The organism is Desulfoluna sp. CYM3A (assembly GCF_056829965.1).
Window position 1 is genome coordinate 954,737 of the sequence record NZ_CP186556.1, and the last position, 12,862, is coordinate 967,598.

At 56.8% G+C, this 12,862-nt stretch carries 14 protein-coding genes; 10 read left to right on the forward strand and 4 right to left on the reverse strand.

Annotated features, from left to right (window positions below; translation table 11 throughout):
* Positions 1-44: 44 nt before the first annotated feature.
* Positions 45-494 (reverse strand): hypothetical protein, encoded by a 450-nt coding sequence (locus tag ACOYW1_RS04990; protein WP_482421905.1) that lies wholly within the window; start codon positions 492-494, stop codon positions 45-47.
* Between the two features lie 365 nt (positions 495-859).
* On the opposite strand from ACOYW1_RS04990, the gene ACOYW1_RS04995 reads away from it, so the two are divergent.
* The 3 genes from ACOYW1_RS04995 (at position 860) to ACOYW1_RS05005 (ending at position 3,924) form a co-directional block, all read left to right on the forward strand.
* Positions 860-2,674 carry an ABC-F family ATP-binding cassette domain-containing protein gene (locus ACOYW1_RS04995; RefSeq protein ID WP_482421906.1) on the forward strand — a complete coding sequence of 605 codons (1,815 nt, stop codon included), beginning with the start codon at positions 860-862 and terminating at the stop codon, positions 2,672-2,674.
* Between the two features lie 274 nt (positions 2,675-2,948).
* On the forward strand, positions 2,949-3,278 hold the full coding sequence (locus ACOYW1_RS05000) for a PilZ domain-containing protein (protein WP_482417246.1): 330 nt from the start codon (positions 2,949-2,951) through the stop codon (positions 3,276-3,278).
* Between the two features lie 61 nt (positions 3,279-3,339).
* Positions 3,340-3,924, forward strand: a complete 585-nt coding sequence (locus tag ACOYW1_RS05005; RefSeq protein ID WP_482421907.1) for a TetR/AcrR family transcriptional regulator — start codon at positions 3,340-3,342, stop codon at positions 3,922-3,924.
* Between the two features lie 176 nt (positions 3,925-4,100).
* On the opposite strand, the gene ACOYW1_RS05010 is transcribed toward ACOYW1_RS05005, so the two are convergent.
* A complete protein-coding gene (locus tag ACOYW1_RS05010; protein WP_482417244.1) occupies positions 4,101-4,676 on the reverse strand; it encodes a hypothetical protein in 576 nt (191 codons plus the stop codon).
* A 657-nt stretch (positions 4,677-5,333) separates the two neighbouring features.
* Between ACOYW1_RS05010 and ACOYW1_RS05015 the strand changes: the two genes are divergently transcribed.
* The 3 genes from ACOYW1_RS05015 to ACOYW1_RS05025 all read left to right on the forward strand — a co-directional run bounded on the left by ACOYW1_RS05015 (position 5,334) and on the right by ACOYW1_RS05025 (position 6,505).
* Entirely contained in the window at positions 5,334-5,630 is a 297-nt protein-coding gene (locus ACOYW1_RS05015; RefSeq protein WP_180147007.1) for a hypothetical protein, read from the forward strand.
* A 224-nt stretch (positions 5,631-5,854) separates the two neighbouring features.
* The gene (locus ACOYW1_RS05020; protein WP_482421908.1) at positions 5,855-6,166 is read left to right on the forward strand and encodes a response regulator; all 312 of its coding nucleotides are present in this window, start codon (positions 5,855-5,857) and stop codon (positions 6,164-6,166) included.
* Positions 6,167-6,505, forward strand: a complete 339-nt coding sequence (locus tag ACOYW1_RS05025) for a response regulator transcription factor (RefSeq protein WP_482421909.1) — start codon at positions 6,167-6,169, stop codon at positions 6,503-6,505.
* Positions 6,506-6,616: 111 nt separating this feature from the next.
* Here the strand turns inward: ACOYW1_RS05025 and ACOYW1_RS05030 are convergent, their stop codons facing one another.
* The gene (locus ACOYW1_RS05030; protein WP_482421910.1) at positions 6,617-8,407 is read right to left on the reverse strand and encodes an ARMT1-like domain-containing protein; all 1,791 of its coding nucleotides are present in this window, start codon (positions 8,405-8,407) and stop codon (positions 6,617-6,619) included.
* Between the two features lie 147 nt (positions 8,408-8,554).
* Positions 8,555-8,761 (reverse strand): cytoplasmic protein, encoded by a 207-nt coding sequence (locus ACOYW1_RS05035; RefSeq protein ID WP_482417241.1) that lies wholly within the window; start codon positions 8,759-8,761, stop codon positions 8,555-8,557.
* A 40-nt stretch (positions 8,762-8,801) separates the two neighbouring features.
* On the opposite strand from ACOYW1_RS05035, the gene ACOYW1_RS05040 reads away from it, so the two are divergent.
* The 4 genes from ACOYW1_RS05040 to phaC all read left to right on the forward strand — a co-directional run bounded on the left by ACOYW1_RS05040 (position 8,802) and on the right by phaC (position 12,832).
* A complete protein-coding gene (locus tag ACOYW1_RS05040; protein ID WP_482421911.1) occupies positions 8,802-9,632 on the forward strand; it encodes a LysM peptidoglycan-binding domain-containing protein in 831 nt (276 codons plus the stop codon).
* Positions 9,633-9,766: 134 nt separating this feature from the next.
* Positions 9,767-10,150, forward strand: a complete 384-nt coding sequence (locus tag ACOYW1_RS05045) for a hypothetical protein (RefSeq protein ID WP_482417239.1) — start codon at positions 9,767-9,769, stop codon at positions 10,148-10,150.
* A gap of 393 nt (positions 10,151-10,543) precedes the next feature.
* Positions 10,544-11,704 carry a poly(R)-hydroxyalkanoic acid synthase subunit PhaE gene (locus tag ACOYW1_RS05050; RefSeq protein WP_482421912.1) on the forward strand — a complete coding sequence of 387 codons (1,161 nt, stop codon included), beginning with the start codon at positions 10,544-10,546 and terminating at the stop codon, positions 11,702-11,704.
* A gap of 12 nt (positions 11,705-11,716) precedes the next feature.
* Positions 11,717-12,832, forward strand: a complete 1,116-nt coding sequence (gene phaC / locus ACOYW1_RS05055) for a class III poly(R)-hydroxyalkanoic acid synthase subunit PhaC (protein ID WP_482417237.1) — start codon at positions 11,717-11,719, stop codon at positions 12,830-12,832.
* The last annotated feature ends 30 nt before the right edge of the window (positions 12,833-12,862 follow it).

Here is a 12,862-nt window from a genome sequence, read left to right on the forward strand (position 1 = left end):
CCTTAGCCCTTAGCCCTTAGCCCTTAGCCCTTAGCCCTTAGCCCTTAGCCCTTAGCCCTTAGCCCCGCTTCCACCCATCCCGCCTCTTCCCACACTTTGTGGTGGCGTTTCTCCATTATATAGGCAAGCCATACCTGCTCGTTGGTTGCAAAGAGTTCTTTGGGCTGTTGTGCGGCCTCAGGGCCATAAGGGGTGTCCAGCCAGGTGTAGAAGTGGAAGGTGACGTCCCGGAAGCTGTTTGCGGAGCCCTCCTGGGCAATTTCAATGAGCTGGCTGTATCGGGGCAGCCAGGTGTAGCGGGCAAGGGTGACGACTTTATCGGTGCGCGTGACGCCGAAGCCGTTCTTGATCTCAGGGGCGCCATACTTTCCCGGCACCCAGAAAAGCACCTCTCCTTCCTCGGTGGCAAAGATGTCCCCGGTTTTGTGTTGCCAGGTTTCCTGAATCTCCCTGGCCCCTTTGCACATGTCGATATATCTGCTACTCTTGTCCATTCCGGTCTGCCTTCTGCTGTCGGGTCCCCGCTGATGTCGCCGTGGGGGGCGGGTCCGAACCAAGTGCCCGTAAAGTCAGCGGGCTCGTGGCAGGCTGTGGGATGCGTATCGACACCGCGTCCCCCCTATGGAAGCGACAAAACCAAATGGTGAAAGCAAAAACAGTAGTACTCTTTTAAGAAAAACAAAAGGCATTTTTCAGGCATCTGGACACGGACCGGCCTGTCTTCCTTCATGCGGCAGTGGTTGACCACTGGGGAACTGCATGGGGAGACGGGATTTCTTTTTTTTAGGGCTTCCCACGTATCGGTGGTTTATCTCAGGTGCCGGGGAGGCCGAAGGACAAAGAGAGACGCAAAAGACATATGTCCCTCATCGCACAATACAGGGGGCTGGGCAAATCCTACGGGGCCCGGACCCTTTTTTCCGACATATCTATGAATATCCACGAGGGCGACCGCATCGGCCTCATCGGCGTCAACGGCGCCGGAAAATCAACCCTGCTCAAGGTGTTTGCCGAGGTGATATCCCCGGATGCCGGAGAGGTCTCCATCAAAAAGGGCTTCCGGGCGGTTTACCTTCCCCAGGAGAGCCACTTTGAGGAGGGGAAAACCGTTTCAGCCCTCATCGACGGGACCCTGGACGCCTTTTGCGCCGAGGATACGGAGGCCTACGGCAAAGCCTGGCACCTCATCGGGCAGGTGGAATTTCCGGACCTGTCCGCACCGGTGGAGACCCTGTCGGGGGGATGGAAAAAACGTCTTGCCGTGGTGCTGGCCCTGATCAAGATGCCGGATCTCCTTTTTCTGGATGAACCCACCAACCACCTGGATCTCTCAGGCATTCTCTGGCTTGAGGCGCTATTGAAACGCGCCGACTTTGCCTATGTGATGATTACCCACGACCGGGCCCTTCTCTCCAATGTCACGGGAATCACCGTGGAACTCGGTGAACAGTACCCCGGTGGGTATTTAAAGATTGAGGGCAACTACAAGGAGTTTCTGCGTCGCCGGGACGAGTTGCTGTCCAGCCAGGCAAAGCAGGAGAGCGCCCTGGCATCGGTGATGCGCAGGGAGAAGGAGTGGCTTGCCCGGAGTCCCAAGGCGCGAACCACCAAGGCCCAGTTCCGTATCGACAATGCAAAGCGCATGGAAGAAGAGCTGGCCGACGTCAGGACCCGAAACCGCAGCAACCGGGAGATGGACCTGGATTTTACCTCCACCCAGCGCAAGACCCGGCAGCTGGTGGTGGCCAAGGGCCTTGCACGCCATCTTGAAGACCGGACCCTTTTTGAGGAGCTCTCCTTTGTGCTCTCCCCCGGCACCTGCCTGGGGCTGGTGGGGAACAACGGCACGGGCAAGTCGACCCTTATGCGTCAGCTTTGCGGCAAGGAGGCCCCGGACAAGGGGCTTGTGCGCGAGGCCGAGGGACTCCGTATCGTCCATTTTGAGCAGGAGCGGGACTCCCTGGACCTTGAGATGCCCCTGAGAAAGGCGCTCTCCCCGGACAGCGACTCGGTGATCTACCGGGGCCGCCCCCTGCATGTGGTGACCTGGGCCAAGAAATTCCTCTTCACCCCCGACCAGCTTGACCTGCCCCTGGGGCGCCTCTCCGGCGGAGAGAAGGCCCGGGTGCTTCTGGCGCGCCTCATGCGCCAGCCCGCCGACGTCCTGCTTCTGGACGAACCCACCAACGATCTGGACATCCCGTCCCTTGAGATGCTGGAGGAGAGCCTCCGTGAATTCCAGGGGGCCGTGGTTCTGGCCTCCCACGATCGGTACCTCATGGAGACCGTCACATCGTCCATGCTGGGATTCCTGGACAAGGGGGGCGCTTTTGCCTGCAGCGGGGTGGAGCAATGGGGGCGGGAAAACAGTCCGAAGCCGGTGCAGAAAAAGGCGGCACCGGAGAAAAAGGTGCGGCAGGAGCCCAAGGCAAAGAAAAAGTTCACCTACAAGCACAAGTATGAGCTGGAGCAGATCGAGGAGAAGATCGGTGAGGCCGAGGCTTTGGCCGCGGATCTCGAAGCCCGGGTGAACGATCCTGCCATTGCCTCGGATCCGGCGGCACTGCAGGAGGCCTGCGGGGCCCTGGGCGAGGCCCAGAAAGAGGTGGAGTCCCTGTACAGCCGCTGGGAAGCCCTTGAGGAACTCAAGGCTGAGGATGAGGCCGGTGTCTGATTCTCTGAATTGAGAGTGGACACAACAATTTGAATTCTATATACTTTTATGCATAAGGTGCCATCGGGCCGGTTTGGCAACGGACGCCTTTCGACACCGCGGCGATGTCGCGCAGATCGGCCCATGGCGTTTCCCGGCGATGCGCCTGACTGTTGATGCGGTCGTCAACGGCAACTGAAGTCATCGCTCCGGTGCCTCAGGGCACGGGGCGCAGCGATTCTCCTTGCGGGGCATCGCATCATAACCGTTTACCACGACAAAGCGGGGTGTTCCGATGACAACACAAGACAGAGACGGCAGGGTTGCCAAACGGGCCTATGACCGTAAACTTTGTTTTTTTACCGATGTGGATTATGCCCTCTCCGAAGGGGTCTATTCAGATCCCATCCGGGATATCAGCGTGGGCGGGGTCTTTATCGAATCGGATAACGGGCCGGCCACGGGCGAGAGGGTCCAGATGCTCTTTTCCGACTATTCCGGTGTGGACCTTGTCAAGCTCTCCGGTGATGTTGTAAGAAAAGGAAACAATGGATTTGCCGTTCGCTTTATGTGTGAAAACACCATGGAACTGGACAAATTGAAATCTTATATCAACAGCCTGTAATTCCTACAAGGTTTTCCGTGTCTTCCATTCGGGGTGCAGGGTATTTCGGTGGCAGGTGAATGTGAAACAGGGCCTGAAGGAAGGCGACAGCAAAGATCGGATCATCGCGTCGGCACAGCAGTGCTTCAGTGAAAAATCCGTAGATAAGACCACCTTGTCTGAGGTTGCGCGCAGAGCCGGCATCAGCAAGGGCACCCTCTATTATTATTACCCCACGAAAAACGATCTTGTTTTTGATATCGCGGGCATCCACATGGCTCAGATCACGGAAAAGGTGTTTGCCATGATGGAGACCGGGGACGAGCATCCCGTGTGGGAAGACGTCCTGGGGATTCTGTTTGAAGGGCTTTTGGGCTCCAAGACCCGAAGCCGGCTCCACCTCTACCTCATCAACGAATCCCTGTCCGGTAACCCCGCTTTAAGGGAACGCCTGGAATCCACGTACATGCAGTGGTTTCAGCTTGTGGAAGACGGGTATCTGCGCATGGCGGGCGGTCGCCCCTTTCCCGACGGTCTGGCCCGGCTCCTGGTGGCCGTGCTCGACGGGCTGGTGATTCAGTCCGTGACCTGCGAAGACAGGCTGCGCTACCGGCAACTGGCCCAGGTGGCAGCATCGCTTGTGACGGGAATGGGGTGCGAATCCTAAGGGGGCGTTCTTCAGGCTGGAGGGTAAGAACCCCGGGCGCGGTGCCCCAGGGTGGGCAGATTCCGATGAAACAAAGGCCCAACCAGACCGATATCCGGGGTGGGGAAACCGCAACCTCAGGGCATTGGCCGGGGCGGCCGTTTCCCTGGGGTTGGATGGTTTCCTGTTTCCAGGCCCTACTGGTTGCAGAGCCTGTGAATGGTCTGGGCGTGCCAGTGACCCTTGTTTGAGAAGGTGGGGATCTCTTTTTCGTTGAGGAAGTGGGCGATCTCCTTGTAGGTTGCCCCTTTTTTCCTCAGCTTCTTCATGATCTTGATGGCTTCTCTGCGTTCGTCGGCAGGGGAGAGCAGCTGGTCGTCGGTGAGCTGGGTCAGGCTCACCGGTGCTGCCGGGGCCGCCGTCTCCTGGGGGGCCGGCATGGGGGCCCCTTCGGTGAGTCGTTCCAGGATTTTGACGATGTCGATGAATGCTGCGGCGACCTCTTCGGATGCGATGGTCTGTCGCTCGAGAAATCCTTCCTGGATCCTCTGGTTTTCCGTGACCTGCTCAAGGAGCTGGCGTATGGGGGTCAGGAGGTCGTCCTGACGATTGTATCCCCGGTTGTCCTGGTCTCGTCCCCGTGGGGATTGTCCGCGTCTTTCGTTGCCCCGGCGGTCCTGGTTATAGTATCCGCTTCCGGCGGTATAGTTCCCGCCGCGCTTACCGGGATAACGTCCCTGTGTGTTTCTTACGGTTTTCAGGAATTCACTCATGTGTACCTCCATGTCGGTGTGTACCGTCGTCCCACCACAGGCCGGGAAAAGCCCGGGCGGACGATGAATCGATTGTAAATCGGGATGAATCGATTGATGTTGCTTATACCGTTGACGCCGGAGGAGTGTTGTTGCGAATAGCGGGAGAACCGGGCGTTTCTGGTTCGTCTGTTGAATTGGGGAGAACAATCTTCAATTCACCTGTGTCTTATGGACCCCAGATATATATCCTTTAGATTATAATGTAAAGCGGGATATTACCAGCAGTTTCGGGAGAAGCCCCCATTGAATTGATGGGGTTGTCTCATGGATAAACGTCATCATTCAATCGTATGATCGTGAGCGTCAATCTCTGCTGCGAATTTCGCCCATTGATCCCTTCTCCGGGGCCGCGCCCCAACCTCTTGCTGCACGACGCCGATCACCTCAAAATTTTCTTTTGACATCACGGTACTTCGGGAAAATGGAGATTGTTGTCGCATTGGTACCTTTTTATCGTGGAGGCGGTTTTGTTATTTCGCCGATACGGAATGGTGCTGTTGTGCTTTGACGCCTGTGGCACCGAAGGACTCAGGTCAATCACGGACGATACGTTCGGATACCGGCGAAGCGGGGCGGGTTGTACACGTTTTCGCAACCGGTATGAAAGGAGCGGGTATGGGGCAGATTCCTGTGGGAAAGGGGGGGCAAGCCAAGGACGGGGCCCGTCTGTGTACCTCTCTTTTGTGGCACCTTGCTGAAAAAGGGCACTCTCCGGATGAGATTCATCGGATGGTCAAGGATGTGTTCCAGGTGATCCGGGACGGCGGGAGCTTTACCGTGGCCATCGTCAACAAGGCGATGGAGGGCCGCGGGTGGCCGCCCTCGGTCCTGGATGAGACCACCTTCGACATGATGGTGGGGCTCTTCGAAAGCGAAATGGGGTTTTCCGTCAGATCCCATACGGTCAATTAATTCCGACCACAAAGGCGCATGGGTTGCCCTGCGGTGCCTGGTATCACAATGCAGGGCTCCGACTCCCGATTTATTCTATTGACAGTTGCCCCCCTCTTTTTTATTACTAAACAAGTTTTTTTCAGAAGATCAAACGTTCGCAATATGCGAATTGACGGAAGACCCCACCGACTTCCCCATCTTGCAAGGGCCAACATGTCCGAACAGTCAGAGGAGATGCGTCCGTGAGTCAGACAAAACATATTTTGATAATTGATGACCATCCGTTGTTCAGGGAGGGGCTGAAGACCATTGTGGAACGGGACAAGCGTTTTAAAGTGGTGGGAGAGGCCGGAAATGGTCGACAGGGCCTGAAGATGGCCCGCCAGCTCAAGCCGGACCTGTCGGTGGTGGATATATCGCTGCCGGACATCAACGGGGTCCAGGTGGCGACGGAGATGCGCTCCTACCTGCCGGAGACCAAGATCATGATCGTGAGCATGCACTCCAAAATCGATTACATTGCCGAGGCCTTTCAGGCCGGGGCCACGGGGTAAGTGGCCAAAGATTCGGCTTCGGATCGGTTGATTCAGGGCATTGAGTCCGTGCTGAAGGGCGAATATTTTCTGGACAGCTCCGTGTCCCACCAGGTGGTGGAGAAGCTCATGAAGTTTCCGGTGAAGGACGCCAAGATCACCGATGCGGATTACGGTTCCCTCACACCCCGGGAGCAGGAGGTGATGCGCCTTCTGGCCGAAGGGTCCACCCCCAAGGAGATCGCCGACAAGCTGTGCATCAGCCCCAAGACCGTGGAGAATCACCGGGCCAACATCATGAAGAAGCTGGGCATCCATTCCACCATGGAGCTGGTGCGTTATCCGCCCGGCTTGGCCTGATTGACGTGGAGCTCTGGAAGGAGTAGAGCCCCCAACGTCGGGGAGAGCGAAACAGACATGCAACGGCGCGTTCGAGTCCATCGAACGCGCCGTTTTTTATTTGGGGGCGCCTTATTCGTGGGACACGTGTCCCAGGCGCTGGTCGTACATCTTTCCGATGCCGTAGTCCCGGCGCCGCATGAATTTCTCCGTGGCCGGGCCGATGATCTGCATCTCAGGGTGCACCTGCTGGACCTCCATGGCGATTTTCATCTCCTTGGTGCACCCCGTGCTGTAGGTGGCGTCCTTGCCCACCCACTCGGGGGGGACCTTCTGGCCCATGAGCTGAAAGGCGGTGACGATGTCCTGGTAGGTCTGGAAACGCCAAATGTCGATGCACCCGCTCCGCTGCACGATTTCCCACATGAACATCAGGTCGTCTGCGTCCATTCCCGGTTCATAGTAGAGGGACGGGTTGATGATGTGGGTCTGGGAGAACTGCTCTTCAAGGTGGGCGATAAAGACGGTCATGATTTTTTTGGCCACATCGATTTTGCCCGGGATGGATCCGATGATGCCGCTGTAGAAGGAGACCGCCATGCCCTTCTTCTTGGCCGCTTTCATGTCGCTGATGATGGTCTGAGCTTTGCGTTCCAGGTCCTTGTGGGAAAATTTAATGGCCTGGGGGGACTTGGGGTTGAAGTCGATGGTCACCCCCCGGGTGTCGGCACAGATGCTGAAGACATCCTGGGTGAAGTGGAAGGGGGTATCGAAGAGGCGGTTTTTCTGTTCCGGCCCGCGGGCCACGATGCAGTCCACCTCTTTGAACAGCCGGGCAAAGGTGGTGGAGGTGAGAAGCAGGTTGAGTTTTTCGTGGGTCCCGTCCGAGAGGACCAGCAGGTCGCTTTCCTGGCGCAGGATATCCACGAGCTGGTTTTTGGTCAGGGAGTCGCTGCGGATGAAAAACGAGCCGTCCAGAGCCTCCATGAGAGTGGGGTCTTCCTGTGTACCCAGGATTTCGGCCTTGGAAAAGAGGGGGCCTGCCTTGAAAGCAACGGCCACCTTGTGGCCCAGGTTGACCAGGTAGCGGATCAGGGCCAGGTCCACCATGACCTCGCCGGATTCGTCGGCAAGCCACAAAAGGGTGCGCCGTTCTGTGCCCTGGTGGCGTTCCCCGGAAGCGGGGATGCCGAGAAAGTCGAAGAACGTGTCGGCTGCATTGCCCGAAACAGGCTTTTGGAACAGGGCCTGAATAGCCTCTTCGGTGTGCGGGCAGGGCTGGTTGCCCGTCCAGATCTCAGGGGCGGTGAGCAGGCTCAAAAATCGCCTGACAGCCATGTGGTCGAGGCGGGTCCGCACCTGGGTCATGGCCCGGGCCGGGGTCATGTCCGCATCCCCGATGTGCTGGAACGCCTCCCGGAAGAGGGGCGAAGCCAGGAATGTTGCGGCTGTTTCATTGCGCTTGATCTTGGTTTCCTGAAACGGATCGGCAATGTGGGTGCGGTTGAGAAAGATGCGCAGGAGCCGTTTTTCTACCCGGGAGGGGATCATGATTTCATCACGGGTCTCGTGGGCGTATTTGGTTTTGATGAGGGTCGTCAGGTAGGCCCTCTCCTTGGGGTCCTCGATGGTGGCGTCGATGAGGTCGAGGATGTGGTTCAAGGCGGTGAGATATCGTTGCTGGAGGTAGGGAGAAGGATCGCGGCTCATCACCTCCCGGAACGTGGCCTCCGAACAGGGAAAGTAACGTTCCTTTTCATCGAGGAACACCATGAACTTCACCTGCTCCGGGGTGGCGACCTCTCCGGGATAGGCAAAGTAGTCCAGGTGATTTTCAAGAACAAAGGTGGTGAACCATGCATCGGTGTCCGGGTCGAGACCCGGTGTGTAGGTGCCCGTTGATGGGGTGGGGGCAGGGTGCATTGTCTTTCTCCCGTCGGTTTTTTCAGGGTGTTGGGGAAAACCGCCTGTCAACCCCGTGGAATCCCCGTCGGATCGGGATTATCTCCCGGCCGGGAGGGGTACCTCCACAGTGTGATTGATGGGCTTGTCGGTGGCGGCCGACCGGTGTCAATGGGTGCCGTCTTTGAGGAAGTGTCGGTGGTACTCCGGTTCAGTGAGATGTTTTTTCAGAAGGGACGTCAGGAGGCTGTAGATGGCGTCGCGGTCTTCCTGGTCCAGCTTTTTCATGATCAGATCAAGGAAGGAGTCGTCGGAAAACTTCTGAAGGTAGTATTTAAGGGTGTCGAGATCTCCTTCGAGATCCCATCCATACATTGCGATTCCGGTGTATTCTTCAACAAAACGGTAAGTATGCTTGCTCATGGTGAAGCCGTTACTCCTGATGGGTTGTCTGATTTTTCATGTCTTGTTACCCGGGGGCCGGAGAGGCCGAAATAATTATGGGCGTGTCTATCCGGGCCGGCGGTTCGGCTCCCTGTTCCCTTTTCAATTGGGTTTGAAGCCGGTGCTGTGCTACATATTTATCATAACCGGGGGCCTTGCCAAAATACCAGCCCAAAGAGGCATGGTGCCCAAAATAATGATGATGTGCGGCAATGGATTGATGCTTGTTGAAGGGCGAAGAATGTTCAGATCGATCGGGGAAGTGATGGTTAAGTCTATTTCGTTGAAAACAGTGGGCCTGGTATGTGTCGGCCTTTTTTGTCTTATGGGCTCGATTTTTCTGGTATCCCGCGGAGGCGGGGAGGGGGCAGGCCCCGTGGCGGCGGGTGGCGCCTCGGAGGCGCTGGCTGCACAGGTCAGGGAGCTGGATGCCCGGCTTCTCAAGCTTGAAAGCCTCCTGGCTGAAGGGGGGCAGGGTGACCCGGGGGAGATCGCTACCCTGAAGCAGCAGATGCACGGACTCCAATCCCTTGTGGTGGGGGTTGCTAAGCGTTTGGAACGCCATGAAAAAAGTGTTGACAATCCCGTCAAAACGAAAGATAACGTAGTAAAAGTAGAAAAAAGGGCCTTGCCCGTCAGGCCCGTGGTTTCATCGCGTTCTTCTTATCACGTCGTAAAAAAAGGCGAGACGTTATACAGGATCAGCAAGAGATATCACATCTCCGAGCGAGAACTGATCCACATGAACGGCCTGAAAGACAAAACCCGTATCTATGTCGGTCAACGATTACGGGTCAAATAATACGATATAAAATCAAACGCCTCTTCGCCTGTACCCGGTTTCATTAGAATTGCAGTTGTCATTTTTTCCGTTCCATACCAACAGCCGGTTGACCCCATAACCAAGGCCAGGGACTGATGGACAAGCCGCACAACATGGATGATACAACCCTTCTCTCCCGTCGGTTTCATACGTTGATGGACACGTGCCAGCGTCTCATCAACGAATTGGATCCGCCGTGCTCCGAAAACGACGGGGAGAGGTCGGCCCGCTTGTCAGGGGGCCGTAAAGCCTACACCGTCCATGCTTCCAATCCCCTCGACGAGAGACGGCAGCAAGCGTTGATCAAGGTGATTGACGATGCCTTGAAGCAGGTCGAAAAACTCGCCGCCGATCCCTCTCCCCGCCCCGGGGCCACCCGCCAGTCAGAATATTGTCGAACCAAACAAGTGTTTACGTCTGAAGAGCTTCACTTTCTTGAAGAGACGCTTCGCACCTGTCACCCTGCGTCGGACAAGGGCCTTCGCAGCGACCGGTAGCGGGCTGTGGTGATTTCCCGGAGGATTATCCCGCTATTTTCGGGGGATTGTCCTGTGATTTCGTTCGCCTGGGAGATCTCCACGAAAAATTGAGATGTGGGCCTTATGGACAGGGCTCCTGCTTTTAGTGGTATAAACGGTGCACAGGTTCCCGGGGATGCTTCGCCGATTCGAACCCATAGTTGCTCGCCTTCCTTCTTTTCCCATTCTTGACCCCGGCAACCTCCTGGCCTTCACCGGCAGGCGTTTTACGATTTTCAGCCACACAATCCGTCATTGCCACGCCCAACGATGAACACAGGAAAGCCCGAGCCTTTCTGTTCGGCTGGGCTGTTTCCTTTGCTTTGGTCTCAGCACGTTAACCTGATTGCATAATGAAAGAAGGAAAAGGACATGACCCGTAAAGATTCAAAAGGAATGGATCCCTCTCAGTTTATGGATGCGGTGGTCAGGAATTCAACGCGATTTTGGGAGGGCATGGCGGGCTTTACCTGGCCCGGCCAGGAGTCTGGCGCAGGCGGTACGGGATCCGGTGAGTACAACCCCTGGGAGCCCTGGGAACCTGCCATGGACGCATGGAAACAGTTTCAGGAATCGTGTACGCCGGAGACCTTTGCCGGTCAGTTTGAAAAGGTAAGGGAAGAGGGATTCAAACAGTTTGAGAAAATGGCCAAGAGTGGCTGGGAGAATTTTGTCTCCATGGGCGATGGCTTCAGCCCCTCCATGGGATGGGGACAGCAGGCCTTCGGCATGGGCGTTCCGGATATGTTCAGCGGAAAAGGCACCTTTAAAGAGGTGTTCAAGCTGATGTCCGGTGAGATGAACCGGTTCATCTCCATTCCTCCCCTGGGGCTTTCGCGAAATTACCAGGAGAAGGTTGTTGAGGTGGTGGAGAAGGGAAACCAGTTCCTGTTGACCCTGGGCGAGTACATGTTCCTCATGTTCTCCCCTTTGGAGCAGTCCATGCGCATGGTGCAGGTCACCATTGAGGGGCTCACCGACGAGCAGCGTCGTACCCTGACCCCTGAGTCCGTGTACGAAACATGGCTCAAGGAGCTGGAGCAGGGCTACTTCACTCTGTACGGTTCCGAGGAGTACCTGGGGCTCCTGAAACGCCTGGTTTCGGCCATGGGAGAGTTCAACATGGCTCGTCAGAATTTCATCAGCGATTTTTTAAAACTGATGGGCGTCCCGTCGGAAAACGACCTGGACGACCTTTACAGGGACCTTTACAGCATCAAAAAGACGCTTTCATCCCTTGAGAATTCTGTGGAGGCACTGACCCAGGCTGCGCAAGCCCAGCAACCCGCCCCAAAAAAAGCGGCAAAGCCCAAGGCCGCCCCCAAGGCAGCCAAGACTGCACCGAAAGCGGCTGTGAAGCCAAAAGAGGCTGCAAAGACGGCCAAGGCGCCGTCGGCCCAGGCCAAGCCCAGCGAGACGCCCCGCACTGCGACTCCCGCCGGGAAACCGTCTGCGCCTGTGACGGCGAAAAGTCCGGACAAGGCTTCAAAACCGACAAAACCAACGGCGAAACCGGCCGGGAAAACCCCATAGGAGGTCGCTTCCATGGAAGGTATGGCAAACCCTGTGGTGGATGCGTTCACCTCGTTGATGGCGTACGGTACCGACAGCCTGGACAGAGCACGCCGGGGGATGGAGGTCTTTGAGTCGGAGCTCGACACGACCATTGCCGATACGCCCTTTGAGGTGGTGTTTGAGATCGACCGCGTGAAGCTGAAACACTACCGTGCACAGACCAAGCGGAAGGCTTTTCAGCGGCCCCTGCTGGTGGTGTATGCCTTGATCAACCGGGAGACCATGCTGGATCTTCAGCCGGGACGCAGTGTGCTGGAGATCTTCCTTGAGAGCGGCCTGGACGTGTACATGGTGGACTGGGGATACCCCACCCGTAAAGACCAGCACCTCACCATCGACGATCATGTGAACGGGTACATGGACAAGATCGTTGACGTGGTGCTGGAAAGGGAGGAACTCTCCGCCCTGAACCTGATGGGGATCTGCATGGGGGGGACCTTCAGCACCATGTATGCGGCGCTTCACCCTGAAAAAGTCAACAGCCTCATCACCACCGTCACCCCCACAAATTTCGACACCGATGCCGGGTTTCTCCACAGCTGGATGAGGGAACTGGACGTGGACAAGCTCATCGGCGCCTGGGGGAACATGCCGGCCGATGTCATGAACCTGGGGTTTCTCCTGCTGAACCCGGCCCGTCTCATGCTGGATAAGTACAACAACTTTGCCAGGAACATGGGGGACAGGGATTTTGTCGAGAACTTCGTGCGGATGGAAAAATGGATTTTCGACAGCCCTGATGTCCCCGGGGCCACCTTCCGCCAGTTTATCACGGACTGTTATCAGAAAAATCTGCTGATCCAGAACAAGATGGTCCTGGGGGGCAAGACAGTGGATCTAAGAAACATCACCATGCCCCTTCTCAACATCTACGGAAAGAAGGACCACCTCGTGCCACCGGAGGCCTGCAACCGGTTGATCAGTGCCGTGGGAAGCCGGGATGCCCGGGATCTCTGCATCGACACCGGGCACATCGGCATCTACGTGAGCTCCAGGTCCCAGAAGGAGTTTGCGCCGGAGATTATCCAGTGGCTGGCCGACCGGGAGACCGGACGAGGCCTGTCGGCCTGGACGTCTGCAACTTGACACGTCAGGGCCAGAAGAGCCCAGGCAAGG

Coding starts and splice junctions, on each gene's coding strand:
- ACOYW1_RS04990 (WP_482421905.1), bottom strand. CDS start 494: ATGGACAAGAGTAGCAGATATATCGACATGTGCAAAGGGGCCAGGGAG.
- ACOYW1_RS04995 (WP_482421906.1), top strand. CDS start 860: ATGTCCCTCATCGCACAATACAGGGGGCTGGGCAAATCCTACGGGGCC.
- ACOYW1_RS05000 (WP_482417246.1), top strand. CDS start 2,949: ATGACAACACAAGACAGAGACGGCAGGGTTGCCAAACGGGCCTATGAC.
- ACOYW1_RS05010 (WP_482417244.1), bottom strand. CDS start 4,676: ATGAGTGAATTCCTGAAAACCGTAAGAAACACACAGGGACGTTATCCC.
- ACOYW1_RS05015 (WP_180147007.1), top strand. CDS start 5,334: ATGGGGCAGATTCCTGTGGGAAAGGGGGGGCAAGCCAAGGACGGGGCC.
- ACOYW1_RS05030 (WP_482421910.1), bottom strand. CDS start 8,407: ATGCACCCTGCCCCCACCCCATCAACGGGCACCTACACACCGGGTCTC.
- ACOYW1_RS05035 (WP_482417241.1), bottom strand. CDS start 8,761: ATGTATGGATGGGATCTCGAAGGAGATCTCGACACCCTTAAATACTAC.
- ACOYW1_RS05045 (WP_482417239.1), top strand. CDS start 9,767: ATGGATGATACAACCCTTCTCTCCCGTCGGTTTCATACGTTGATGGAC.
- ACOYW1_RS05050 (WP_482421912.1), top strand. CDS start 10,544: ATGACCCGTAAAGATTCAAAAGGAATGGATCCCTCTCAGTTTATGGAT.
- phaC (WP_482417237.1), top strand. CDS start 11,717: ATGGAAGGTATGGCAAACCCTGTGGTGGATGCGTTCACCTCGTTGATG.